Source organism: Streptomyces sp. NPDC005962, from assembly GCF_040629205.1.
In the GTDB taxonomy this organism is placed as follows: Bacteria; Actinomycetota; Actinomycetes; order Streptomycetales; family Streptomycetaceae; genus Streptomyces.
Window position 1 is genome coordinate 162,870 of the sequence record NZ_JBEXVE010000014.1, and the last position, 24,038, is coordinate 186,907.

General features: G+C 72.6%; 25 protein-coding genes. 11 read left to right on the plus strand and 14 right to left on the minus strand.

The window, feature by feature from the left end:
* Positions 1-11: 11 nt before the first annotated feature.
* A complete protein-coding gene (locus tag ABZ370_RS23975; RefSeq protein ID WP_358624392.1) occupies positions 12-1,250 on the minus strand; it encodes a MurT ligase domain-containing protein in 1,239 nt (412 codons plus the stop codon).
* 177 nt (positions 1,251-1,427) lie between these two features.
* Between ABZ370_RS23975 and def the strand changes: the two genes are divergently transcribed.
* A complete protein-coding gene (gene def, locus ABZ370_RS23980; protein ID WP_358624394.1) occupies positions 1,428-1,976 on the plus strand; it encodes a peptide deformylase in 549 nt (182 codons plus the stop codon).
* 83 nt (positions 1,977-2,059) lie between these two features.
* Here the strand turns inward: def and ABZ370_RS23985 are convergent, their stop codons facing one another.
* Complete coding sequence (locus tag ABZ370_RS23985; RefSeq protein ID WP_358624397.1) at positions 2,060-2,716, minus strand: TetR family transcriptional regulator; 657 nt, start codon at positions 2,714-2,716, stop codon at positions 2,060-2,062.
* Positions 2,717-2,896: 180 nt separating this feature from the next.
* On the opposite strand from ABZ370_RS23985, the gene ABZ370_RS23990 reads away from it, so the two are divergent.
* Positions 2,897-4,123, plus strand: coding sequence for an acyl-CoA dehydrogenase family protein (locus ABZ370_RS23990; protein WP_358624400.1), 1,227 nt, complete (start codon positions 2,897-2,899; stop codon positions 4,121-4,123).
* A 24-nt stretch (positions 4,124-4,147) separates the two neighbouring features.
* On the opposite strand, the gene uppS is transcribed toward ABZ370_RS23990, so the two are convergent.
* The 5 genes from uppS to ABZ370_RS24015 form a co-directional block, all read right to left on the minus strand.
* Entirely contained in the window at positions 4,148-4,966 is an 819-nt protein-coding gene (uppS, locus tag ABZ370_RS23995) for a polyprenyl diphosphate synthase (protein ID WP_358624403.1), read from the minus strand.
* A 128-nt stretch (positions 4,967-5,094) separates the two neighbouring features.
* Positions 5,095-5,913, minus strand: coding sequence for an SAM-dependent methyltransferase (locus tag ABZ370_RS24000; protein ID WP_358624405.1), 819 nt, complete (start codon positions 5,911-5,913; stop codon positions 5,095-5,097).
* A 65-nt stretch (positions 5,914-5,978) separates the two neighbouring features.
* The gene (locus ABZ370_RS24005) at positions 5,979-6,590 is read right to left on the minus strand and encodes a hypothetical protein (protein ID WP_358624408.1); all 612 of its coding nucleotides are present in this window, start codon (positions 6,588-6,590) and stop codon (positions 5,979-5,981) included.
* A gap of 250 nt (positions 6,591-6,840) precedes the next feature.
* Positions 6,841-7,080 carry a DUF397 domain-containing protein gene (locus tag ABZ370_RS24010; protein WP_358624411.1) on the minus strand — a complete coding sequence of 80 codons (240 nt, stop codon included), beginning with the start codon at positions 7,078-7,080 and terminating at the stop codon, positions 6,841-6,843.
* Positions 7,080-7,946, minus strand: a complete 867-nt coding sequence (locus tag ABZ370_RS24015) for a helix-turn-helix transcriptional regulator (protein ID WP_358624413.1) — start codon at positions 7,944-7,946, stop codon at positions 7,080-7,082. Before ABZ370_RS24015 ends, ABZ370_RS24010 begins: the two co-directional genes overlap by 1 nt.
* A 292-nt stretch (positions 7,947-8,238) precedes the next feature.
* Between ABZ370_RS24015 and ABZ370_RS24020 the strand changes: the two genes are divergently transcribed.
* Positions 8,239-9,639, plus strand: a complete 1,401-nt coding sequence (locus tag ABZ370_RS24020; RefSeq protein WP_358624415.1) for a hypothetical protein — start codon at positions 8,239-8,241, stop codon at positions 9,637-9,639.
* Positions 9,640-9,762: 123 nt separating this feature from the next.
* Here ABZ370_RS24020 and ABZ370_RS24025 read toward each other — a convergent pair whose 3' ends face one another.
* The gene (locus ABZ370_RS24025; protein ID WP_358624418.1) at positions 9,763-10,563 is read right to left on the minus strand and encodes an SDR family NAD(P)-dependent oxidoreductase; all 801 of its coding nucleotides are present in this window, start codon (positions 10,561-10,563) and stop codon (positions 9,763-9,765) included.
* 363 nt (positions 10,564-10,926) lie between these two features.
* Between ABZ370_RS24025 and ABZ370_RS24030 the strand changes: the two genes are divergently transcribed.
* The 3 genes from ABZ370_RS24030 to ABZ370_RS24040 all read left to right on the plus strand — a co-directional run bounded on the left by ABZ370_RS24030 (position 10,927) and on the right by ABZ370_RS24040 (position 12,821).
* Positions 10,927-11,508: an ATP-binding protein gene (locus tag ABZ370_RS24030; RefSeq protein WP_358624420.1), complete on the plus strand. Its 582-nt coding sequence runs from the start codon at positions 10,927-10,929 to the stop codon at positions 11,506-11,508.
* On the plus strand, positions 11,505-11,972 hold the full coding sequence (locus ABZ370_RS24035; protein ID WP_358624422.1) for a hypothetical protein: 468 nt from the start codon (positions 11,505-11,507) through the stop codon (positions 11,970-11,972). Before ABZ370_RS24030 ends, ABZ370_RS24035 begins: the two co-directional genes overlap by 4 nt.
* 75 nt (positions 11,973-12,047) lie before the next feature.
* Entirely contained in the window at positions 12,048-12,821 is a 774-nt protein-coding gene (locus tag ABZ370_RS24040) for a sulfite exporter TauE/SafE family protein (RefSeq protein ID WP_358624425.1), read from the plus strand.
* A 1-nt stretch (position 12,822) separates the two neighbouring features.
* On the opposite strand, the gene ABZ370_RS24045 is transcribed toward ABZ370_RS24040, so the two are convergent.
* The gene (locus ABZ370_RS24045; protein WP_358624427.1) at positions 12,823-13,683 is read right to left on the minus strand and encodes an NAD(P)H-binding protein; all 861 of its coding nucleotides are present in this window, start codon (positions 13,681-13,683) and stop codon (positions 12,823-12,825) included.
* Positions 13,676-14,113: a nuclear transport factor 2 family protein gene (locus tag ABZ370_RS24050; RefSeq protein WP_358624430.1), complete on the minus strand. Its 438-nt coding sequence runs from the start codon at positions 14,111-14,113 to the stop codon at positions 13,676-13,678. The genes ABZ370_RS24045 and ABZ370_RS24050 overlap by 8 nt, the downstream gene beginning before the upstream one ends.
* Positions 14,114-14,208: 95 nt before the next feature.
* Here ABZ370_RS24050 and ABZ370_RS24055 point away from each other — a divergent pair, with 95 nt between their 5' ends.
* The 4 genes from ABZ370_RS24055 to ABZ370_RS24070 all read left to right on the plus strand — a co-directional run bounded on the left by ABZ370_RS24055 (position 14,209) and on the right by ABZ370_RS24070 (position 19,156).
* Positions 14,209-14,838 (plus strand): TetR/AcrR family transcriptional regulator, encoded by a 630-nt coding sequence (locus tag ABZ370_RS24055; protein WP_358624432.1) that lies wholly within the window; start codon positions 14,209-14,211, stop codon positions 14,836-14,838.
* A gap of 168 nt (positions 14,839-15,006) precedes the next feature.
* Entirely contained in the window at positions 15,007-15,861 is an 855-nt protein-coding gene (locus ABZ370_RS24060; RefSeq protein ID WP_358624433.1) for a caspase family protein, read from the plus strand.
* Positions 15,862-15,874: 13 nt separating this feature from the next.
* The gene (locus tag ABZ370_RS24065) at positions 15,875-17,965 is read left to right on the plus strand and encodes a SpoIIE family protein phosphatase (protein WP_358624436.1); all 2,091 of its coding nucleotides are present in this window, start codon (positions 15,875-15,877) and stop codon (positions 17,963-17,965) included.
* A 57-nt stretch (positions 17,966-18,022) separates the two neighbouring features.
* Positions 18,023-19,156, plus strand: a complete 1,134-nt coding sequence (locus ABZ370_RS24070) for an asparaginase (RefSeq protein WP_358624438.1) — start codon at positions 18,023-18,025, stop codon at positions 19,154-19,156.
* An 11-nt stretch (positions 19,157-19,167) separates the two neighbouring features.
* Here ABZ370_RS24070 and ABZ370_RS24075 read toward each other — a convergent pair whose 3' ends face one another.
* Positions 19,168-20,154, minus strand: a complete 987-nt coding sequence (locus ABZ370_RS24075; RefSeq protein WP_358624440.1) for a helix-turn-helix domain-containing protein — start codon at positions 20,152-20,154, stop codon at positions 19,168-19,170.
* Positions 20,155-20,171: 17 nt separating this feature from the next.
* The gene (gene ligD / locus ABZ370_RS24080) at positions 20,172-21,176 is read right to left on the minus strand and encodes a non-homologous end-joining DNA ligase (protein ID WP_358624442.1); all 1,005 of its coding nucleotides are present in this window, start codon (positions 21,174-21,176) and stop codon (positions 20,172-20,174) included.
* Between the two features lie 80 nt (positions 21,177-21,256).
* On the opposite strand from ligD, the gene ABZ370_RS24085 reads away from it, so the two are divergent.
* Entirely contained in the window at positions 21,257-22,318 is a 1,062-nt protein-coding gene (locus ABZ370_RS24085) for an ATP-dependent DNA ligase (protein WP_358624444.1), read from the plus strand.
* 16 nt (positions 22,319-22,334) lie between these two features.
* Here ABZ370_RS24085 and ABZ370_RS24090 read toward each other — a convergent pair whose 3' ends face one another.
* Entirely contained in the window at positions 22,335-22,997 is a 663-nt protein-coding gene (locus tag ABZ370_RS24090) for a dienelactone hydrolase family protein (protein WP_358624447.1), read from the minus strand.
* 58 nt (positions 22,998-23,055) lie between these two features.
* Positions 23,056-23,841, minus strand: a complete 786-nt coding sequence (locus tag ABZ370_RS24095) for a SigB/SigF/SigG family RNA polymerase sigma factor (RefSeq protein ID WP_358624449.1) — start codon at positions 23,839-23,841, stop codon at positions 23,056-23,058.
* Between the last annotated feature and the right edge of the window lie 197 nt (positions 23,842-24,038).

Consider the following 24,038-nt stretch of genomic DNA (forward strand, 5'->3'; position numbering starts at 1 on the left):
CGTACGGGGGGTCAGTTGCCGACCCGGCGGCGCAGGTCCTGGAACGCGGTGTAGTTGGCGATCACCTCGATGCGGCCGGGCGGGGAGATCCGCACCGCCTCGTCCGCGTCGGCGCAGACCCGGAAGTCGAGCCCGGCGACCTCCAGGCGCACCGCGAGGTCCAGCTTGCGGTCGCCGATCACACAGATCGGGTGCCCGGCGAGCCGGGTGTAGTCCACGTCCCACAGCCAGGAGGTGTCGGTGCCGTCCGCGCCGCGCGCGTTCACCGAGAGGATCACCGGGGTGGGCGGCGGGTCGATCAGCGAGAACGTCTCCAGCCAGCCGGCCGGGTTCTTGGCCAGCAGCAGCCGCAGCTGGCGCTCCTGGAAGGTGACCACGTCATAGCGGCCCGCGACGGCCTGCACCTGGTACATCCGCTCCAGCGCGACCTGCGGGGGCACGCCGAAGGTCGCGGCGACGGCCGCCGAGGTGGCCGCGTTCGCCCTGTTCGCGCGGCCGGGCAGCTGGAGGTGGATCGGCCAGGCCGCGCCGTGCGGGTCCAGTACGTACTCGCCGTTCAGCGCCCAGCTGGGCACCGGGCGGCGGAAGCCGCACTCGCCGCACACCCAGTCGTCGCCGGGGCGCTGGAGCACCCCGCCGCACGCCGGGCAGGACCAGGCGTCGTCCTTCCACTCCTGGCCCGCCGCGACCCAGACCACATTGGGGCTGGAGGAGGCGGCCCAGACGATGAGCGGGTCGTCCGCGTTCGCGATCACCGTGGCCTTCGTACCGGCCAGGCCCTCACGCCACTTCTCGGCGAGCATCCGGGTCTCGGCGGCCCGGTCGAGCTGGTCGCGCGAGAGGTTGAGCAGCGCGATGGCCTTGGGCTCGGTGTCGCGGGCGACCCCGGCGAGGTACTTCTCGTCGACCTCGATCACGCCGTAGCGGGCGTCCGAGCCGCCCGCCAGGGCCGAGGTGATGCCCGCGGGCATATTGGCCCCGAGCGCGTTGGAGACCACCGGGCCCGCGGCCCGCAGCGCCTCGGCGATCAGCCGGGTCGTCGTGGTCTTGCCATTGGTCGCCGACACCAGGATCACGTCCAAGTGGTGCGCCAGCCTGCCGAGCAGATCGGGGTCGAGGCGCAGGGCCACCTTGCCGCCGATCACCGACCCGCTGCCGCGGCCCGCGGCCTTCGACACCGCCGCCGCGGCCTTGCCCGCCGTCACGGCCAGTTTGGCACGTGGCGACAGCGGCTCTGAGTTGCCTGCCATCGTCTCTCGATCCTCCTCGCAATACCGGCGCCGCACCTGCCCCCCGGGACGCCGGTGGTACGCCCCCTCCGCGCCGAATCGCCAGCCGGGAGGCCACGGTCGGGGATCAGCCTATCGAGATCCGGGCGGTGTCCCGAATTCCGTGGCCCCTTCCGGGGGACCGTAGGCTTGGCGCCCATGCGAAACGGCGCGATCCCGGGCAGCCGGGGGACGGTACGGACCCTGCGGTTGCTCGGCGATGAGGCGCTGCGCGCGCCCTGCGAGGAGGTCACCGCGTTCGACGGCGCGCTCGCCGGGCTGGTCGAGGACCTGTTCGCGACGATGTACGCGGCGGGCGGGGTGGGGCTGGCCGCCAACCAGATCGGTGTGGGGCTGCGGGTCTTCGTCTACGACTGCCCGGACGACGAGGACCGGCGTCATCTGGGGCATGTGGTCAACCCGCGGCTCGCGGAGGCCGACGGGGTGACCGTGCGGGGCGCCGAGGGCTGTCTGTCGCTGCCGGGCATCGAGTCGGGCACCCCGCGCTTCGACCGCGCGGTGGTGGAGGGCGTGACGATGACCGGGGACCCGGTGCGGGTCGAGGGCACCGGCTTCTTCGCCCGCTGCCTCCAGCACGAGGGCGACCACCTGGACGGCGGGCTGTTCCTGGACCGGCTGGACGGGCTGCGGCGGCGCCGGGTGCTGTGGGCGGCCCGCCGCGCGCCGTGGGCGCGCGAACGGGCGTAAACGGGGACGTAAAGAGGTAAAGGGGGCGGGGCTTCGGAACCTCGGGGCTTCAGAACCCCGGGGGCTCTAGAAACCCGGGGACTCTAGAACCCCGGGGCGCCGATCCGGTCGTCCACCAGGGCCAGCCTGCCCCACAGCAGATCGGTGAGGTGGTGCACCAACCGCTCGCGTGAGCAGGGCCGTTCCCGCAGCCACCAGTCGCCCGCCGCGTGCATCATGCCGACGATGCCATGGCCCCAGATCCGGGCCACCTCCTCTCCGCCGGGGCCGAGTTCGACCCGGTCGGCGATCACCTTGGCCAGCTCGTCGCCCATGCGGCGCAGCAGCGGGGCGGAGTGGTGGCCCACGTCGAAGCCCTGCTCCTGCTGCTGGCCGTGGTCGGCCGGATGCATCAGGAAGCGGTACACCTGGGGCCGTGCCTCGATCGCCACCAGATAGGTCTCCAGCGTGGCCGCCACCCGGCCCCGGCGGTCGGGCGCGGGGGCGTCGAGGGCATTGCGCAGCGAGGCGAGCAGGGCGTCGGTGTGGCGGACCGCGAGGGCGCGGTAGAGCCCTCCCTTGTCGCCGAAATGGCGGTACAGAATGGGTTTGGTGATGCCCGCCTCGGCGGCGATCGCGTTCATCGAGGCCTCGGGGCCGTCGCGCAGCACCACCCGGTCGGCGGCCTCCAGCAGCTCCTTGCGGCGCCGTGCGGCCGCCTGCTGCTGATGGTCCTCGCGCTGGCTGGTCCCGGTCTCCATGTCGTGGCCTCCCCGCCCCCTGACGTTTCACGCGTTACATGTATGGGCTTCGCGTATCTGCGCAACGTAACACCCGCCCGGGGTAAGGGGTTCGCGTGGCTGTGGAGTTGACATCTCCTACTCACCGGTAACACACTGCTGTTACCGTAGGTAACAGCAGATGCAGCAGGTGGAGGGGCCATGGCGGAGTTCTCGTTCGAACTCAACGATGATCAGAAGGCAGTGCGCGAGTGGATTCACGGCTTCGCCGCGGACGTCATGCGCCCCGCCGCCGCGGAATGGGACGAGCGCGAGGAAACGCCCTGGCCGATTATCCAGGAGGCGGCCAAGATCGGGCTGTATTCGCTGGACTTCTACGCACAGCAGTATTTCGACCCCACCGGCCTCGGCATCCCCATGACCATGGAGGAGCTGTTCTGGGGCGACGCGGGGATAGCCCTGTCCATCGTGGGCACCGGCCTGGCCGCCGTCGGCGTGCTCGCCAACGGCACCGAGGAGCAGATCGGCACCTGGATTCCGCAGATGTACGGCGACGCGAGCGACGTCAAGGTCGCCGCCTTCTGCTCCTCCGAGCCCGACGCGGGCTCCGACGTCTCCGCCATGCGCACCCGGGCCGTCTACGACGAGGCCAAGGACGAATGGGTCATCAACGGCACCAAGACCTGGGCCACCAACGGCGGCATCGCGAGCGTCCACGTCGTGGTCGCGGCCGTCGACCCCGGCCTCGGCTCCAAGGGCCACGCGTCCTTCATCATCCCGCCGGACACCCCCGGCCTGTCCCAGGGCCAGAAGTTCAAGAAGCACGGCATCCGCGCCTCGCACACCGCCGAGGTGGTCCTCGACGGCGTACGGGTGCCCGGCAGCTGCCTGCTCGGCGGCAAGGAGAAGCTGGACGAGCGCCTCGCCCGCGCCCGCGAGAAGGCCACGGCGGGCGGGCAGCGGCTGAAGAACGCCGCGATGGCCACCTTCGAGGCGTCCCGCCCGGCCGTCGGCGCCATGGCCGTCGGCACCGCCCGCGCCGCGTACGAGGTCGCGCTCGACTACGCCAAGACCCGGCAGCAGTTCGGCCGCCCCGTCATCGACAACCAGGGCGTCGCCTTCCAGCTCGCCGACATGCGCACCCGGATCGACGCCGCGCGGCTGCTGGTGTGGCGGGCCTCCTGGATGGCCGTCAACGGCAAGCCCTTCGACTCGGCCGAGGGCTCCATGTCCAAGCTGTTCGCGAGCGAAACCGCCAAGTCGGTCACCGCCCAGGCGGTCCAGATCCTCGGCGGCAACGGCTTCACCCGCGAGTACCCGGTCGAGCGCATGCACCGCGACTCCGCGATTTATACGATCTTCGAGGGCACCAGCGAGATCCAGCGCCTGGTCATCGCCCGCACCCTCTCCGGCGTCCCGATCCGGTAGGGCAGCCGCTGGATCGCCTCGGACTCACCTCGCGCCGAAGCGGCGTTTGCGCCGGGCGAACGCCGCCAGCAGGTCCCGCAGCTCGTCCGCCGTGAAGTCCGGCCAGAGGGTGTCCACGAAGAACAGCTCCGCGTAGGCCGCGCGCCACAGCATGAAGTTGGAGATCCGCTGCTCCCCGGACGTCCGCACCAGCATGTCGATGTCCGGGAGGTCGCCGTGCGGCAGGTGCCGGGTGAACAGCGCCTCGTCGATCAGGCCCGGGTCCAGGGCCCCGTCCGCCGAGGCCCGCGCCAGCGATGTCGCCGCACGGGCGATCTCCTCTCGTCCGCCGTGGTTGAAGCAGAAGGCCAGCGTCATCGCGCGGTTGTCGGCCGTCTCCGCCTCGGCCCGGCGCAGGGCGGCCAGGGTGGAGCGGGGGAGGCGGGCCTCGGAGCCGAGCCAGCGCAGCCGTACGCCGCGCTCGCCGTACGCGCGGAAGACGTCGGCCAGCTGGGCGGTGAGCCGCATGAGGGCGGCCACCTCGGCGCGCGGCCGGTTCCAGTTCTCGGTGGAGAAGAAGAACAGCGACAGATGTTCGACGCCCTCCTCCAGCGCCGTGTCCACCACGCGCGGCAGCGCCAGCACCCCCGCCTCATGGCCCCGGGTGCGGGAGAGGCCGCGCAGGGCGGCCCAGCGGCCGTTGCCGTCCATGATGATGGCGAGATGCCGGGGCGGCCCCGGGGCTTCGTCCTGGGGGCCGCGGGGGCCGCGGCACTGCCGTACGACGCTGGGCGGCGGGGCGGCGATGGACGCCCGCAGCAGCCGCTTGACCGAGGGCACCCTCCAGGCTCCGACCTCGAACACCCGCGCGTCCCTCCGCCTCGGCTTCCCCGGTGCCGTGTCTGACGACGGGGCGGGGCCGCGGGTTACCTACCCGGTGGCCGAACCATTCGTTTGGTCGGCACGGCCGGCCGGCTCGGCGACAGCCCTCATCATGGTTTCCGCGCGACGCCCCCGTGCACATCCGTCGTCCCGATGGGTGTCTCGGACGGCCCGGGCCGCCACAGCGGACAGGAGACGATACCGGGTTCGACCAGCTCCAGGCCGTCGTAGAAGCGGCTGATCTGCTCCAGGCCGCGCAGGACGTACGGGACGGCGCCGGTGTCGTCGTAGCCCTGCTGGGCCTCCTTGAGCGCCTGGTCGGTGTCGGTGCTGTCGTAGTGCACGAAGTAGCTGCCGGAGGGGAGCGCCTGCTGTAACCGGCGGACGATCGACACCGCCTCGTCGTAGTCCTGGATGTGCCCGAGGATGCCCATCAGCATCAGGGCGACCGGCCGGTCGAAGTCCAGCGTCTTGGCGGCCATCTCCAGGATGCGTTCGGGCTCGTGCAGATCGGCGTCGATGTAGTCGGTCACGCCCTCGGGGGTGCTGGTGAGCAGCGCCTGGGCGTGCCGGAGCACCAGGGGGTCGTTGTCGACGTAGACGATCCGGGCCCCGGGCGCCATCCGCTGGGCGACCTGGTGGGTGTTGTCGTAGGTGGGCAGCCCGGTGCCGATGTCCAGGAACTGGCGGATGCCGCACTCGCCCGCCACATGGGTGACAGTGCGGATGAGGTAGGCACGCGAGGCGCGGGCCATGACCTCGATGTTCGGGGCGACCTCCCGGTACTGGTCACCGGCGATCCGGTCGACCTCGTAGTTGTCCTTGCCGCCCATCCAGTAGTTCCAGATCCGGGCCGAGTGCGGCACGGCTGTGTCGATCTTCGACCACGCCTGCTGGTCGGGGCCGGGGGCGGACGAACCGTTGGTCATCGGTACTTCTCCTGCCGTACGTCATGCCTGCGAGAGGCTCCAACTTACCCACTCTGCGCGGGAGTTCAGCGGTTCCCGGCATAGCGGCGGACGGGTGAGCGAATCCGTGGCAGACGGCGGGCGAAGGAGGCCGTCTGGAGCGTCACCGGAGTCTCGCCGGGGCCCGGCTCGGCGCCGGGTCCTGACCCGGGGTCCGGTGGCGTTTCCTCGTCGACCGTGACCACCGGGGCGTGCTGGGCGAGGGTGCGGAAGGCCTGGTCGAACCCGGTCAGCGCGGCGTCGATCTCCGCGAGGTCCGCGGCCCCGGCGCCGCGCGCCGTCAGCCGGTCCTCCAGCACCGCCGCGGGCGCGGTCACATGGACGAACGCCCCGTCGCGCGCGGCCACCGCCTCCGCGAAGTCGAACGCCTGAATCCAGGTCACCCGGGAGTGTCCGCGCCGCAGCGGCCCGTAGACCAGCTCGCCGACCAGCCCCGCGTCCACCGCGAGCGCCCCGTCGTGCTGGAGCAGCTCGCGGTAGGGGCGGACCGGGTCGAGGTGCGGGAGGTCGGGGGAGGCGTGGGTGACGGCGAAGCCGTGCCGGTCCGCGAGCCCGGCCAGCAGCCCGTCCCGGCGGACGCCGTCACAGCCCTCGACGATCAGTGTGCGCCGCTGTGCGACCGCATGCTGGAGCTTCATCCCGTCTTCCCGTCGTTCCGGGGCGACCCGGATTGGATGGAGGGACGACACCGCCGCCCGCCACGGCGCCTTCAGTGTGCGTGGCGGGGCGACGGGGGCGGGAGTGCGCTACGGGGTTGTGCGGTTGTGCGACCGTAGTGGTTTTCGAATTGTGGCCCGTCAGGGTGTACGCCCGGCGCGCTTTCGGGGTCAGCGGCCGGGCGGGAGCCCGGCGGTGCGGGCGCGGGGCCCGGCGGCCCCGGCGCGGGGCCTACGCGATGAGGAAGTCGGCCACGCCCGCTTTGGCGGCCTCCAGGAAGGAGGCGACCTCGGAGCGGGTGTAGATCAGGGCGGGGCCGCCGGGGTCGGTGGACTGACGGAGGGCCACCCGGCCGTCCGGCAGCCGCTTGGCCTCGATACAGGTGCCTCCGTTGGACCCGCTCCAGGGCTTTTCCCAGCCCTCCGTGCCCAGGTCCGTGGCCGGCATCCCGGTGTAGACGGGGTCTGTCATCACAGCTCCTTACGCAGTTCGGCCAGGATGGTGCTGGTATCGCCGATCGGGTCGGCCTGGACGGCCATCCGGTCCAGGACCTCCAGATAGGCCCCGACCTCCTTCGGACGGTCCACATAGACCGCGCCGGTGAGGCTCTCGGTGTAGACGACGTCCGGCAGTTCGGAGAACCCGAAGCGGAAGTAGTGGAAGGGCCCGAAGGCCCCGGGGTGCGGTCCGGACGCGAAACGCATGATCTGCAGCCGGACCTTGGGCATCGACAGGGTGTCGATGATGTAGTCGATCTGGTTCCGCATCACCTCGCGGGGGCCGACGGGGCGGCGCAGCACCGTTTCGTCAAGGATGGCCCACATGATCGGCGCGTCCGGCTTGGCGAGCAGGCTCTGCCGCTGGAGGCGCAGCGCGATCCGGCGTTCCAGCTCCTCCTCGGTGTCGTTGGGGAAGCCGATGCGGAGCACCGCCCGGGCGTAGTCCTCCGTCTGGAGCAGCCCGGGGACGTAGTGCGGCTCGTACGCACGGATGACGGTGGCCTCGCTCTCCAGGCTGACATACGCACTGAACCAGTCGGGCAGTACGTCCCGGAACTGATGCCACCAGCCGGGCTGATTGGCCTCCCGGGCGAGGGCGAGGAAGCTTTCGATCTCGGGTCCACGGACGCCGTAATTCCGCAGCAGTTCCTTGACGTACGGGATCTTGAGGCCGACTTCCGCCTTCTCCATCCGGCGCACCGTCAACGGGGTCACTTCGATGGCCTGAGCTGCCTCTTCGAAGGAAACCTGGGCCCGCTCCCGTAAGTGCCGCAGTCGCTTGCCGAGGACCCTGCGTAAGACGGTGGGGGCGCCGCCGCTCGGCCGTGCCTCGCTCACGTCCCGCCTCCCGGAGTGGCTGTCATATGCCTGCACAGTGTGCCTGGACAGTGTGCCATGAGCCCGACGACACAGACAGAGCTATGCGGATCGTTCTGAAATTATCAGAACGATGGTTGCGGGGTGAGCGACTCACCACGCATAGTGAGCGGGTGACCCATCTCACCCTCCACGGCGGGGGCTCCCAACCTCCTTTGTCCACAACGTCGTTGACGCGGCCGATGAGTACGGCGGCGCGGCGCGGCGGGGAACCCGTATACCTCCGTGGCGCGTGCCGGGGAGGGTTACGGTGATGCCGGGCGCACAGCCGGGAAGCGGGCGCCAGTGCGCCCCGGCCAACGCCGCCCTGGCCGCGGCCCTCAAGGAATCCGGGTGCTCCTACGCCTCGTTGGCGCACCGGGTCAACGAACTGGGCCGCAGGCAAGGACATGAGTCGAACTACGACAAGGCGTCCGTCACCCGCTGGTTGCAGGGCGGACAGCCGCGCGGCAACACCCCGGAACTGATCGCCGCCGTGCTCTCCCACCGGCTCGGGCGGCCGCTGGTGCCCGCCGAGCTCGGCTTCATCGCCGACCGTCAGCGCCCCGTCGTCGCCAGAGCGCTGGCCTACCGGGAGGACGTAGCAGAGACCTTGCACACGCTCGCCGAACTCGGCTCCACCGATATCTCCCGCCGCAGCCTGCTGGGTGCGGTGCCCTTCGTCGCCGGAGCCCTGGTGACCCCACAGCGCGAATGGCTGCTGTGGCTGGTCGAGAACCAGGACACCCCCCGGCTCTCCTCCGTGGCCGATGGCGGCCGGGTCGAGCAGGTCCACGCGGCCATCAGCATGTTCGACGAGATGGACAACCGCTTCGGCGGCGGCCAGGTCCGCGCCAGCATCGTGCTCTATCTGTCGACCGAGGTCGTGCCGATGCTCCAGCAGCGCGGCGCACCGCCGCACGAGCGGCGCCAGCTGTTCACCGCGGCCGCCAAGCTGGCCGCGATGGCCGGCTGGAGCTCCTACGACAACGCCGAATACGGCCTGGCCCAGCGCTATATGACCCAGGCGCTGCGGCTGTGCGCCGAGGGCGGCGACCGGGTGCTCGGCGGTCAGATCCTGGCCGGTCTCTCCCATCTCGCCACCAACCTCGGCCAGCCGGAGGCGGGGGTCGAGCTGGCCCGGGTCGGCGTCGCCACCGCGAAGCACGCGGGCAGTCCGCTCGGCCTGATGCGGCTGCACGCCATGTCCGCCCGCGGCCATGCCGCGCTCGATCAGCCCCGGGAGGCGTCCAAGTCGCTGCGCGCCGCCGACGCCCAGCTGGAGGCGAGCCGGGGTGCCCAGCAGGAGTCGCCCTGGGTGCGCTTCCTGGACCACCACTATCTGGCGGCCGAGGCAGCCCTGTGCTTCCGGGACCTGGGGAACGCGGCGGAGGCCGAGAACTCGGCAGCCGAGTCGGTGCGCGCCAACGCCGACCGCCGTCGCCGCCAGGCGATCAGCCGCTCCGTCCTGGCCACGGCCTACCTCCAGCAGAACCGGCTGGACGAGGCCATCGGCACCGCGGGCGAGGCGCTGGACACCCTCAGCGGGGTGCACAGCGAGCGCTCGATCCAGGCGCTGCGCGACTTCCGCACCCGGCTGCGGCCCCGGCGGGGCGAGCCCATGGTGCGTGACTTCGAGCATCGCTCCCGGTCGGTGCTCGGGTCCGCGGCCTGACCTCGCGGCACGCGGCGGGCCCCCGGAGCGGGGGACCGGGGGGCTGCCGCGTGCACGGGCGCAGGGCCCAGAGGGTGTCGCCCGGTCCGGGCGACACCCCCTGGGTGTGTTTCGGGTATGGCGTCAGTAGCCGTTCGGGGTGGGGGCGTTCTGGGCCCGGTCCACGGGCAGATGCGCGCCCGAGACCCCGCTCGCGGCGTCGGAGAGCAGAAACGCCACGACCCGGGCCACCTCGACCGGGGTGACCAGCCCGCCGCACGGGACCTCGGCCGTGAACCGGGCGTATCTCTCGGGCTCCGAGGCGCGCATCCGGTCCCAGCGCTTGCCGGGGATGAGCATCGAGCCGGGCGAGACGGCGTTCACCCGGATGTGGTCCGGGCCCAGTTCGCGGGCGAGTGAGGCCGCCAGATGGATCTGGGCGGCCTTGGCCGCCCCGTACTGCGCCTGGGGTCCCGGTTTCCACCCGGAGATGGACGCGATCACCACCACCGAGCCGCCGCCGCACCGCCGCAGATGCGGTACCGCGGCCTTGACCAGCCGCGCCGCATGACCGACGTTCAGCTCCCAGGTCGCGGACCAGTCCCGGGCGTCCGCCTCCTCCAGTCCGCGGCCCCGTGCGCCCCCGGCACACGCCACTACGCCGTCCAGTCCGCCGAAACGTTCCGCCGCTGCCTGGACGAATGCCTCCAGCCGGTGCGGTGCGGTGAGGTCGAGGGCCTCGGTGAACAGCGCCCCGGGGTCCTCTCCATGTCCCGGCCCGGGCCCTTCCGTATATAGCGACGCCTCAAGAGTCCGCAGGTCCTCGGCCGTGCGCGCACAGGTGGCCACCCGGGCGCCGTCCGCGGCCAGCAGCCGCACGATCTGTTCGCCGAGTCCCCGGGTCCCCCCGGTGACCAGGACGCGCTTGCCGTCCAGGCGGAACACCCCGTTCACACCTGCCCCGCCAGGGCCGTACAGCCCGAACCACTACGCCCGTACAACCGGACAACCCCCATGCCCTCTCGCCCACCGGTCGGTTCAACCGTTTTTCTACATGACGGTGACCGATGACGCTCCGAGCTGCCTTCGAAGGAGGAACCATGCCGGTTTCCGGCACCAACCGCGACCGCGTCGACTCCGTCCGTGGCAGCCGGTCCAGGCGGGTCGGACGGGGGACGCGCACCAACCGCCACCGGCTCAGATGCAGCGCCGTCAGTCGCCAGCAAACGCCTACCCGTTCAACGGAACGTCAACCACCCCATGTGCCCGTATGTCATGAGAGTCCACAGACCGACGAGGACGGACACCGTGAGCCGATCCCTCCCAGGACTGCCGCAGCGGCCGGCACCGGCCGATGACGAGGACCTGGGGCGCGACCGCCCTGCCCTCGCGGTGTCCGTCAACCGCCACCGCATCCGGATCACCGGGCCCGAACCGTGCGGGGAGGGGACGATGAGTGCCCTCGTCACCCGCCGGCTCTTCCGGGCCGAATTCCCCGCCCTTCCCGACCGTGCCGCCGCGGTGCGGCGCATGGTCACCGGCCATCTGAACGAATGGCGGCTCGGCGCGCTCGTGGACGGCGCCGTCCTCGCCACCAACGAACTGTTCGCCAACGCGGTCGAGCACGGCAGTGCCGGCCCCGCCGACACCGTGACCATCACCGTCTCCCTGGAGGTCGCCGCCGGACCCTTCGGCCATGAGCTGCGGGTCGAGGTGGCCGACGGCTCGCCCGTCATCCCCATCTTCCGCAGCGCCTCGCCGATTGAGGAGTCCGGCCGCGGTCTCGCCATCGTCGACTGCCTGGCCAGCGACTGGGGCACCGAGCCGCCGGACCCGGGGGGCGAGGGGAAGAAGGTGTGGTTCACCCTGCCGCTCGAACGCGCCTCATGAGCCCTGTGGGCGGCACCGTGCAGACCGACGCGGCCGACTGGCTGCTGTCCGCCAGTGACGACCCCGGCCGGGTACGGCTCCAGTGGGCCAGCGGTGACGGCCTCGCCGACCTGCCGGTGGGCACCGTCTTCGACCTGGTCCGGATGGCCGACGACATCGGTACGGCGGTGATACAGGCCCTGCAGCGGCGCGACGCCGCGACGGGGCCCGTGATGCTGGCGACCTCCAGCCATGTGCTGACCTTCCTCGTCCCGCCCGGGGCCGCCGCCGAGTGGAAGCGCTGGCTGGCCGGGACCCCGTACGCCCGCCGCCGCACGGTCGCGGCGGCCGGGGCGGGCCGGGTGCTGCGGTGCCCCCGCCCGGGGTGTGTGCGGCGCGGGCACATCTGGCTGACCCGGCCCGGCGACGGCCTCACCGACAGCCGTACGCTGCGGGCCGCGCTGGAGGAAGCGGCCGAACGCTAGGCGGACGTCTCCCGAGCGGGCTCGGCGGCACCCCGCCGTATCCGCGCAGGTGGGGACGTAGCATCGTGTCCCGGCATGGACACCATCGCCCTCTGGGAACTGGCCGTGCTCGCCTGTGCGGCCCTGCTCGTCGGCTTCTCGAAGACCGCCGTCAGCGGGGCCAACACGGTCAGCCTCGCCCTCTTCGCGGCCGTACTGCCCGCCCGTGCGTCGACGGGCGTGCTGCTGCCGCTGCTCATCGTCGGCGATGTGATCGCCGTGTTCACCTACCGGCGGCACGCCCACTGGGCCACCCTGTGGCGGCTGCTTCCCGCGGTCGCCGTCGGGGTGGTGGCGGGCTGGGCGTTCATGCTGTGGGCCGACGACGCGGCGGTGCGTGTGTCGATCGGCGCGATCCTGCTGTTCATGGCCGCCGTCACGATGTGGCGGCGGCGTATGGGCGCGGACGCGGCGGCGGCCGACCGGCCGGACGGCGGCGCCGGGGGCGGGGGCGGGGGCCGGGTCAAGGCTGGTTCGTACGGCGCGCTCGGCGGGTTCACCACCATGGTCGCCAACGCGGGCGGCCCGGTGATGTCCCTCTACCTGATCTCCTCCGGCTTCCGGAAGCTTGGCTTCCTGGGCACCTCGGCCTGGTTCTTCCTGATCGTGAACGTGTGCAAGGTGCCCTTCAGCGTCGGTCTCGGCCTGATCGACCGCCACTCCCTGCTGCTGGACGCGGGCCTCGCCCTCTTCGTGATACCCGGCGCGATCCTCGGCAAGATATGCGTCGACCGCATCGACCAGCTGCTCTTCGAGCGGCTGGTCATCGCGGCGACCGTGCTGGGCGGAGCCCAGCTGCTGCTGCGGTGATCTAGTCCCAGGCTGCCCGGTGGGCCTTCGCGAAGTCGCGGAACGACCGCGGCTCGTGGCCCGTGATCCGGCGGACCGTGTCCGTCGTACGGTCCTCCGCACCGCCCCGGATGTCCTCGTCCAGGCCCGCCAGCACCGCCGCGAACTCCGGCGGAATCCCCGCCTCCGCCAGACTCTCCCGCAACACCCCGGCGGTCACCGGGACATGGCCGACCGGCCGCCCGGAGACCTCGGCCACGACGCGCGCCGCGTCGGCGTAGCCGAGCGCCTCCGGGCCGGTGATGACGTGGTCCGTGTCGTGCGGGCGGTCGTCCAGCAGGGCCCGGACGGCGACGGCGGCGATGTCCTCCGCGTCGACGAAGGCCACCCGGCCGTCACCGGTGGCGGTGACGATCTGCCCGTCGCCGCGGATGGCATGGGCCACCGGGTGGTCGCCGGTGAAGTTCTGCATGAACCACGACGGCCGCAGCACCGCCCACTCGGGCACGGTGTCCCGCACCAGCCGGTGCAGCGCGCCCAGGCCCGGTGCGTCGGCGGGGATCGCGGAGGAGCTGAGCAGCACCACCCGCCGTACGCCCCGGGCGAGCGCGGCGGTCAGGAACGGTTCGACGACGGGCACCGGGTCGGCCTCGCCCACGGGGGCGACCAGGTAGAGCCGCTCCACCCCGGTCAGCGCGGCGGCGTGGGTGGCCGGGTCGTACCAGTCGAAGCGCACCCCGTCCGCGCCCGCGCCCGCACCCGCTTCCGGGCCGGGCCGCCGGGCGGCCGCGCGCACCGCCGCGCCGCGCTCGCGCAGCATCCGTACGACGCGCGAGCCGGTGTTCCCGGTCGCGCCGGTGACCAGCACGGTGGGTTCAGCCATCGGTCCGGCTCCCCTCGGCGGCGAAGGCCAGCCCGTCGTTCAGTCCGTCGTTCAGCAGGAGCGGATTCCAGTAGTCCCGGTACGAGGCGATCTCGCCGTCCCGGACGGTGATGACGGCGACGTAGTCGATCCGCAGCGGGCGGCCGGTCGGGACGGCGACGGCGTCCACCGCGAACTCCACGATCAGTACGCCGGGGTCCGCGGTCCGGTGGACGGTCTCATGGACCACAGCCCGCAGATCGATGTGGTCGGTGTAGTCGCGCACGTACTCCCGCACCGCCTCGCGCCCCTCCAGCCTGCGCGGCCAGCCGGGCGGGGCGAACGGGAACTCCATGGTGCCGTCCTCGGCCCACAGATCCGCGAATCCCCGCATGTCGTGGGCGAGCAGCAGTTCCCTGGCCCGTTGGTACACCGTGACGCGGTCGTCCATGACGGGTTTCCCTTCGCATGAATGGACGGGACGGTTCCGTCCCGTCCACATCTAAACAGAACGGTACCGTCTCGTCCATCTGCTAGGGTCGGCCCATGCCGGAACCCACCCGCCCCTCCTCGCCCACCCGGCGCGCCCCGAGCGGCGCCGCCACGCTGCGCCCGGCCAAGACCGAGGCCATCCGCGCGGCCGTGCTCGACGAACTCGCCGAACAGGGCTACGGGCGGCTGTCGATGGAGGCGGTCGCCAAGCGGGCCGGGGTCGGCAAGAGCGCGCTGTACCGGAGGTGGCCCTCCAAGCAGCAGATGGTCATCGACGTCGCGTCCGAGCTGAGCGTCGCGATGGTCGAGCTGCCCGACTCCGGGTCGCTGCGCGGCGATGTGCTCGCCGCGCTGCGGGCGGTCGCCGACTGGCTGACCCATCCGCAGTTCAGCCGGATCGTCCCGGACCTGGTCGCCGAGGCGCGCCGGGACGAGGCGCTGGCGCGGGCGATGGCCGACACCATCGGCGGGCCGCGCCGCGCCCGCGCGGTCGTGCTGCTGGACCGCGCGGTGGCGCGCGGCGAGCTGCCGCCGGACACCGACCGCGAGCTGGCGCTCGATCTGCTCGCCGCGCTCGTCTACTGGCGGATCGCGGTGCGCGGGGTGCCGCCGGAGCCCGGCTATCTGGAGCGCACCGCCGACCTCGTCACGCACGCCCTGGCCGGGGGCGCGGGGCGGGCGTAGCCCCTGGGTGTGTTCCTGGGTGTCGTTCCCGGGCGCCGTTCCCCGTATGGGCCCGGAAAACAGGGCGGGGCGGGGGAGACCGCCGCATCATCCTGGGGAGGGCGATCCGTCGCCCGCGGGGCGACCGCGCCGCGCACCGGCCGGCCGACCGTCACCCGAGGAGCCCCCATGCCCACCGGTCTCTCCGTCCACATCGGACTCAACCAGGTCGACCCCGTGGCGTACGACGGCTGGAGCGGTGAGCTGAACGCCTGCGAGCAGGACGCGGCCGACATGGCGCGGCTCGCCGGTGCCGCGGGCTTCGAGGTCACCGGCCCGCTGCTGACCGGCGACGCCACCGCCGAGGCGGTCACCTCCGCGCTGGAGACCGCGGCCGGACGGCTGGCCGAGGGCGACATCCTCTTCCTCACCTACTCCGGCCACGGCGGCCAGGTGCCCGACCTCAACCACGACGAGGCCGGCGACCGGCTGGACGAGACCTGGGTGCTGTACGACCGTCAGCTGGTCGACGACGAGCTGTTCGGGCTGTTCGGCAAGTTCGCCAAGGGCGTGCGGATCTGGATGCTGTCCGACAGCTGCCACAGCGGTACGGTCGCCCGGCGGCTGCCCGAGCTGCTCAGCGCGGGCGAACTCGGCCGGCGCTTCAGCACCGAGGACCCCCGCGAGGTCGGCAGGCGGCTGCGGGCCATGCCCCAGCCCGTGCAGTCCGCCGTCTACGCGCGCGACCGCGACCTCTACGACCGGATTCAGAAGGCCCGCACCGCCAAGGACCTCGCGAAGATCGACGCCGAGGTGCTGCACATCTCCGGCTGCCAGGACAACCAGACCGCCGCCGACGGCATCGTCAACGGACTGTTCACCGGCACCCTGCTGGAGGTCTGGCGGGGCGGTGCGTTCCCGGGCGGCTACCGCGCGCTGCACCGGGAGATCGTCAAGAGGATGCCCCCGGACCAGACCCCGCATCTGGTCATGGCGGGAGCCGCGCGCCCCGACTTCGCCCGCCAGCGACCGTTCACCATCTGACCGTGGTGCCGGTATGACGACGCATGACCGTCTCGACCCGGACGGCGAGGCGGACCGGACGGATGGCGGCGGCGACGGCCTGGCCACCGCCGCGGGCGGGGTGCTCGACCTTCTGCGGGTCGCCGCCGTGGTGCTGGACGCCGAGGGCCGCATCACGCTGTGGAGCCCCGAGGCGGAGCTGCTGTTCGGGTACCGCGCGGCCGAGGCTCTGGGGCGCCGCGCGGACCAGCTGCTCGTCCGCCCGGCGGACCGGCGGGCGGCCGTGGACCTGTTCGCCCGGGTCCGGGCGGGCGACACCTGGGCGGGCGTCTTCCCCGTCCGGCGCCGGGACGGCTCCACCGTGCGCGTCGAGTTCCACACCATGGGCCTCCACGACAGCCACGGCGACGCGTACGCCCTCGGGCTGGCCGCCGACGAGGAGACCCTGCGGCGCGTCGACACCGACCTGGCCGTGTCGGGCCTGCTGATCGAGCAGTCGCCGGTGGGCCTCGCGGTCTTCGACACCGAGCTGCGGTGGCTGCGCGCCAACCCGTCGCTGCAGAGGATGAACGGCATGCCCGAACCCCTGGTGCGCGGGCGCCGGATCAGCGAGCTGCTGCCCGGGCTCGACACCGAGGCCATCGAGACCGCCATGCGGCGCGTCCTGGCCACCGGGGAGCCGATCCTGGACCAGCAGACCATCGGCCGGACCCCCGCCGACCCCGACCAGGAACATGCCTGGTCGGAGTCGTACTACCGGCTGGAGGACGCCGGTGGCCGGGTCCTGGGCATCGCCGTCTCGGTCATCGACGTCTCCGCACGCCACCGGGCGGCCAGCGAGGTCGCCGAGGCGCGCGAACGGCTGGCCGTCGTCGCCGACGCGGGCGTCCGCATCGGCACCACCCTCGACCTGCGGCAGACCGCCCAGGAACTCGCCGACGTGGCGGTGCCCCGGCTCGCCGACCTCGCCGCCGTCGACGTCCTCGACGCGGTGGTGCACCGCGAACCCGTGGCCCGGGTGCGCAGCGACGGCTCGGCCCGCTTCCGGGCGCTCGCCGTCGCCGCGGGCTACCCCACCGAGGCCGTCCACGCCGCCGATCCGGTCGGTGAGACCGCCCGCTACGGCCCGAACCGCATGATCGCCCAATGTGTGCGCGACGGTGCGCCGATCCTGCTGCCGCACACCTCTGAGCAGGACATACGCCGTATCGCGCGCGACGAGGCCGCCGCCGACGTGCTGCGACGCGAGGGCGTCCACTCCTACATCGCGGCCCCGCTCATCGCCCGCGGCGGCGTGCTCGGCACCCTCAGCCTGCACCGCACGGTCAACCCCAGGCCGTTCGACGAGGACGACCTGACCCTCGCCTGTGAACTGGCCATCCGCGCCGCCCTCGCCATCGACAACGCCCGGCTCTACGGGCGGGAACGCGACGCCGCCCTCACCCTCCAGCGCAGCCTGCTGTCCCTGCCGCCGCGCGACCTCGACGGCCTGGAGACCGCCTCCCGCTATCTGCCCGCCGTCAGCGCCGCGGGCGGCGACTGGTTCGATGTGCTGCCCATGAAGGACGGCAGGGTCGGCCTGGTCGTCGGGGACGTCATGGGCAAGGGCATCCACGCCGCCGCGATCATGGGGCAGCTGCGCACCGCGACCCGTGCCTTCTCCAGGCTCGACCTGCCGCCCGTCGAGCTGCTGCGCCACCTCGACGAGATCACCCGCAGCCTGGGGGACTCCATCGCCACCTGCCTGTACGCGGTCTGCGATCCCCGCACCGGCTACTGCGAGCTGTCCACCGCGGGCCATCTGCCGCCGGTCCTGGTCCACCCGGGCGGCGCCGCCGAGCTGATCGACACCCCCAGCGGCGCACCGCTGGGCGTCGGCGGTGTGCCGTTCGCCGCGGTCGACTGCGAACTGGCCGAGGGCGCGGTGCTGGCCCTGTTCACCGACGGCCTGGTGGAGAAGCGGCACGAATCGCTGGACGTCGGACTGCACACCCTGGTCCAGCTGCTGCGCCGCCACCGCCACGGATCGCTGGACCGGATCTGCGACCAGGTGCTGGCGGCGCTGCACGGGGCGCCGGACGACGATGTGGCGCTGCTGCTGGCCCGGCTGCGCGGGCGCTCGTGACATGGGTACGGTGGTGGATAAGCCGTAAATGACCAGAATTGAGATGGCCTTGTTCCCATGCACCAGCTCGCCCGCGCCACCACGGTCCTGATCACGCTGATCGCCGTCGGCCTCGGCGTCGGCGGCGCGGCCGGGGCGGGCGCGGCGCCGCAGCCGCAGGGCGGCCCCGAGCCGCAGGTCGCCGTCATCGGCACCGGCGGCACCATCGCGGGCGTGGCCAAGAGCCGGGTGTCCTTCCAGAACTACGAGTCCGGACAGCTCCCGGTGTCCCGGCTGGTCGACGACCTCAGGCCCGAGGTGAACCGGCTCGCCGACGTCACGACACGGCAGTTCGGCAACAAGGACTCCAACGACTACTCCCTCCCCGAATACCGGAAGCTCACCGCCGCGGTCGACGACGCGCTGCGCACGAAGGACGCGGTCGTCGTCACCACCGGCACGGACACCATGGAGGAGTTCGCGTACTGGCTGGACCTCACCGTCCGCAGCGACAAGCCCGTGGTGGTCACCGGTGCCCAGCGCCCCTGGACGGTCATCAGCTCCGACGGCCCTGCCAACCTCTACAACGCGATCCGCCTCGCGGCGAGCGGCCGCACCACCTGCTTCGGCACCGTCGTCATGCTCAACGACCAGATCCAGGCCGCCCGCGAGGTCCGCAAGGCCGACGCGCTGCGGCTCAACGCCTTCACCAGCGGCAGCAACGGCGAACTGGGCGTCATCGACCAGAACCACATCCGCATCGACCGGGCCCCGGCGCGCGTTCAGCAATGCGGCAAGCCGGGCTGGAAGACCCCCTTCGACCTGGACCGCATCGCCCGGCGGTCACTGCCGAAGGTCGACATCGCCTACAGCTACCAGGGCGCCGGGCCCGAGGCCATCAAGGCGTTCGCCGACGCGGGCGCGGCCGGTGTCGTCACCGCGGGCACCGGCGCGGGCGGCCTCTCCCCGGCCATGACGGAGGCCCGCACGGACGCCGTGAAGAACGGCGTGCTCTTCGCCTCGGCCTCCCGCACCGGCTCGGGCGCGGTGTACGACCCGCACGTACGCGGCGTGATCGGCGCGCAGGACCTGACCCCGCAGAAGGCCCGGATACTGCTGACGCTGGCGCTGGCGAAGACCCACAACGAGGACCGCATCCAGCACTGGTTCACCACCCTGGGCCCGGAACGCCAGGCGTCCCCCCGCCACTAGCTACTCGCCGGCTACTCGCCGCGGAATGTGGCGCGGTACGCGGTGGGGGAGACGGCCAGGGCTTCGCGGAGGTGCATCCGCAGGGACGCCGCCGTGCCGAAGCCGGCCGCTGTCGCCACCTGGTCCACCGGCAGGTCCGTCTCCTCCAGGAGCTGGCACGCGCGTTCCACCCGGCGCTGGGTCAGCCACCGTACGGGCGTCATGCCGACCTCCTCCCGGAACCGGCGCGAGAACGTCCGTACGCTCATCGACTCGCGCGCGGCCAGCTCCGCGAGGGTCAGGGGGCGGTCGAGGCGGGTCAGGGCCCAGGCCCGGGCCTCGCTCGTGGTGGAGCCGTGGGGCGCGGGGACGGGGCGGCGGATGAACTGGGCCTGGCCGCCGTCGCGGTGCGGTGCCACCACGGCGCCCCGCGCGACCTCGCCGGCCACCGCGGAGCCGTGGTCGAGCCGGATCAGGTGCAGCAGCAGGTCGATGCCGGAGGCGTCCCCGGCCGAGGTGAGGACGTCGCCCTCGTCCGCGTACAGGACATCGGGGTCCAGCTCGACCGCCGGGAACAGCGCCCGGAACTGGTCGGCGGCCTGCCAGTGCGTCGTCGCCCGGCGGCCGTCCAGCAGCCCGGCAGCGGCCAGGACGAAGGCGCCGGTGCAGATGGAGGCGATCCGGGTGCCGGGCCGCCGGATATGGGCGAAGGCCTCGGCGAGCGCGGGGCCGAGGCGGCCCTCGGTCTGGGGTTCGTCCTTCTCGTTGGCGGCCGGGACGATCACCGTGTCGGCCTCGGCCAGCGCCTGCGGGCCATGGGCGACGTTCACGCTGACGTCGGAGTCCGTACGCACCTCACCGGGCACCGGCGTACACGTCACGACCTCGTACAGCGGCTCGCCGGACGCCGAGACGGCCCGGCCGAACAGCCGGTGCGCCATGCCCAGCTCGAACGGCAGCATCCCGTGCCGCACGAACACGGCCACCCGGTGGCGGCCCGGGTGGGCGAAGACAGCCATGGCGCGATTCTCGCACCTCAGTGCTTGGCCCGGCTCGGCTGGACCCGCTTCGGCTCGCCCTTCATCTTGGGGTGCTCCGGCGGATACGGCAGGTCGCCGAGACCGTGCTCGCGCTCGTCCCGGTCGGCCAGTTCCAGCGCGGCGTCCAGCCGGTACGCGTGCTCGTCCATGTCCGCGTGCACATCGCCCAGCTCCCGGTAGCGCACCGGCATGGTGGCCAGGTCGAAGTCGCGCGGCCGGGCGTCGGGCACCTCCTCCCAGCGCAGCGGCGCGGAGACCGGGGCGTGCGGCCGCGGGCGTACGGAATAGGCGCTGGCGATGGTGCGGTCCCGCGCGGTCTGGTTGTAGTCGACGAAGATCTTCTCGCCGCGCTCCTCCTTCCACCACGCCGTGGTGATCCGCTCCGGTGCCCGCCGCTCCAGCTCCCGCGCGACCGCGATCGCCGAGCGCCGCACCTGGGTGAAGGTCCACTCCGGCGCGATCGGCACGAAGACGTGCAGCCCCCGCCCGCCCGAGGTCTTGGGCCAGCCCCGCAGCCCCAGCTCGTCCAGCACCTCGCGCAGCTCGCCCGCCGCCCGTACCGCGTCCCGGTAGTCCGTGCCCGGCTGCGGGTCGAGGTCGATGCGCAGCTCATCGGGGTGCTCGGTGTCCGCGCGCCGCACCGGCCAGGGGTGGAAGGTCAGACAGCCCAGGTTGGCGGCCCACACCACGGCCGCCGCCTCGGTGGGGCACAGCTCGTCCGCGTACCGCCCGCTGGGGAAGGAGATGCGGCCGGTCGGAATCCAGTCGGGGAGGTTCTTCGGCGCCCGCTTCTGGAAGAACGATTCGCCCTCCACCCCGTCCGGGTAGCGCTCCAGCGTCGTCGGCCGGTCCCGCAGCGCCCGCAGCACACCGTCGCCGACGGCGAGGTAGTAGCGGGCGAGGTCGAGCTTGGTGAAGCCCCGCTCCGGGAAGTACACCTTCCCGGGGCTGGACAGCCGCACCGCGCGCCCACCGACGTCAAGCTCCACCGTCTCTGCCATACACCAACGCTAGGTCCACTCCGCCCGCCCCACCTCCCGGCAGGCGCCCGGACCGTAAGGGCCGCACAATCGAAGGCATCATGGACCTTCCGGTGATGCCCCCGGTGGCACCGATGCTGGCCAAGTCGGTGGCCACGATCCCGCCCGGCATGCGGTACGAGGCGAAGTGGGACGGCTTCCGGGCCATCGTGTTCCGCGACGGCGACGAGATCGAGATCGGCAGCCGCACCGGCAAGCCGCTCACCCGCTATTTCCCCGAACTCGTCGACGCCTTCCGCGCCAGCCTGCCGCCGCGCTGCGTCCTGGACGGCGAGATCGTCATCGCGCGCGGCGGGCGCCTGGACTTCGACGCCCTCCTGGAGCGCATCCACCCCGCCGACTCCCGGGTGCGGATGCTGGCCCGGACCACCCCGGCGGGCTTCGTCGCCTTCGACCTCCTCGCCCTCGGCGACACCTCGCTCATGGACGCACCCCTCGGCGAACGCCGCGACGCCCTGACCGAGGCGCTGCGCGAGGCCGCCGACCCCGTGTTCACCGCCCCCTGGACGGACGACCTCGACGTGGCCCGGCAGTGGTTCGAGCGGTACGAGGGCGCCGGGCTCGACGGCGTCGTCGCCAAACGCCCCGATCTCGGTTACCGGCCCGGCGAACGCGTCATGGTCAAGGTCAAGCACGAGCGGACCGCCGACTGCGTGGTGGCCGGGCTCCGGTTGCACAAGTCCGGGCCGGTCGTCGGCTCCCTGCTGCTCGGCCTGCACGACGCCACCGGCCGCCTCCAGCACGTCGGCGTCTGCGCCGCCTTCCCGATGCGCCGCCGCCTGGAGCTGATGACCGAACTGGAGCCGCTGCGCATGGAGTCGGCCGAGGGCCACCCGTGGGCCGACTGGGCGCGCGAGGAGGCGCACGCCGGGAGCCGGATGCCGGGCGCGCCCAGCCGCTGGACCGGCGTCAAGGACCTGTCGTGGCTGCCGCTGCGCCCGGAGCGGGTGTGCGAGGTGGCGTACGACCATATGCAGGGCGACCGCTTCCGGCACACCGCCCGGTTCCGGCGCTGGCGGCCCGACCGCGAGCCGGGGGAGTGCACCTACGCGCAGCTGGAGGAGCCCGTCTCGTACGACCTGCGCGAGGTGCTCGGCACCTGAGCCGGCCAGCGGGTATCTAGCGTGTGGCGCCGCGCTGCTCGGCCATCCGCGCGAACCAGTCCCGCGCCGCCTCCGCCGCCTGCTCCAGCGCCCCGGGCTCCTCGAAGAGATGGGTCGCCCCGGGCACGACGTGCACCTCGTGCGGCGCGGCCAGCATCGCGGCGGCCTGCTCGTTCAGCCGCAGCACCTCATGGTCGTCGCCGCCCACCACCAGCAGCACCGGCGCGCCCACCCGGTTCAGCACCCCGCCCGCCAGGTCGGGGCGGCCGCCCCGGGAGACCACGGCCCGCACCCGCTCCGGCCGCTCCGCCGCGGCGGTCAGGGCGGCCGCCGCGCCCGTACTGGCGCCGAACAGGCCCACCGGCAGTCCGCCGGTGGCGGGGTGCCCGGCGAGCCAGTCGACCGCGGCCACCAGCCGCCGCCCCAGCAGCGGGATGTCGAAGCGGTGCTCCGCGGTGATCGCGTCCACCCGCTCCTCGGCGTCGGTGAGCAGGTCGAACAGCAGCGTCGCGAGCCCCGCCCGCTGCAGCACCCCGGCCACCGCGCGGTTGCGCGGGCTGTGCCGGGAACTGCCGCTGCCGTGGGCGAAGGCCACCACGGCGGAGGCCGGTTCGGGAAGCGCCAGATCGCCCACGAGCAGGGCGTCGTCCGCGGCGATACGGGCGGTCTCGGAGCGCATCGGCACCTCCTGCCGGGGGAACGGGGATTGCGGCGGGGGAGCGCGGCGGCCACGTGGGTTACGCGTGGGCCAGCAGCCCTTGGCGCAGCTCGCTGTAGAGCCGGGACAGCCGACGGGATATGTGCATCTGCGAGAAGCCGAGGATCTCGCCGATCTGGCTCTGCGAGAGCCCGGCGAAGAACCGCAGGTAGAGCACGTAGCGGTCCTGTTCGGATAGGTCTGCTATGAGAACCCGCAGCGATTCCCGGTTGACGACCCGTTCGAGCGCGGCGTCGTCCGCGCCGACCGTCTCGGCGAGCAGCCGCTCCTCGGCGCCCTGCACCGCGGCGTTGAGGGACAGCGGGGTGCAGGAGGCGCTCGCCTCCAGCCCGGCGCGTACGTCCTCCTGCGGCATGCCGGTGCGGGTGCTGATCTCCCCGACGGTCGGGGTACGGCCGCCCAGCTCCTGTTCCAGCGCGTCGCGCGCCGAGCGGGTGCGGGAGCGGACCTCCTGGATGTTGCGCGGGATGTGCAGCGTCCACAGGTAGTCGCGGAAGTGCCGCTTCAGCTCGCCGGTGATGACGGGGATCGCGTACGAGGGGAAGGCGTGGCCGAGGTCCGGGTTGTAGCGGTCGACGGCCTTCACCAGGGCCAGCGAGGCGACCTGGGTGAGGTCTTCCATGTTCTCGCCCTTGTTGCGGAACCGCAGCGCCAGACGTTTGGCGACCGGCAGCCACTCGCAGATGATCGTCTCGCGGAGCGCGTCGCGCTCGGGCCCGGACGGCAGCCGGGACATGCGCAGAAACGCGCCGCCGGTGTCGGGGGTGTCGTCGTGGCGTCGGCGGCGAGTCGCGGTTGCTGACATGGTCACTCGCCTCCGTGGTCCGATGTCACGGCCAGCCCGCGGCACAGCGGTGATGCGGGTGATGCGGTGAGGTCCCGCTCTCTTGAGGGCGATCGGTTTCACGGTCGGTTCTGCGGTCGCCACCAGGCTCGCATGCCCCCCAAGGTCGTGCAATTCGGCTAAATCGCCCTGCCTTTCCTGCGCCTTTGGGGGGAATT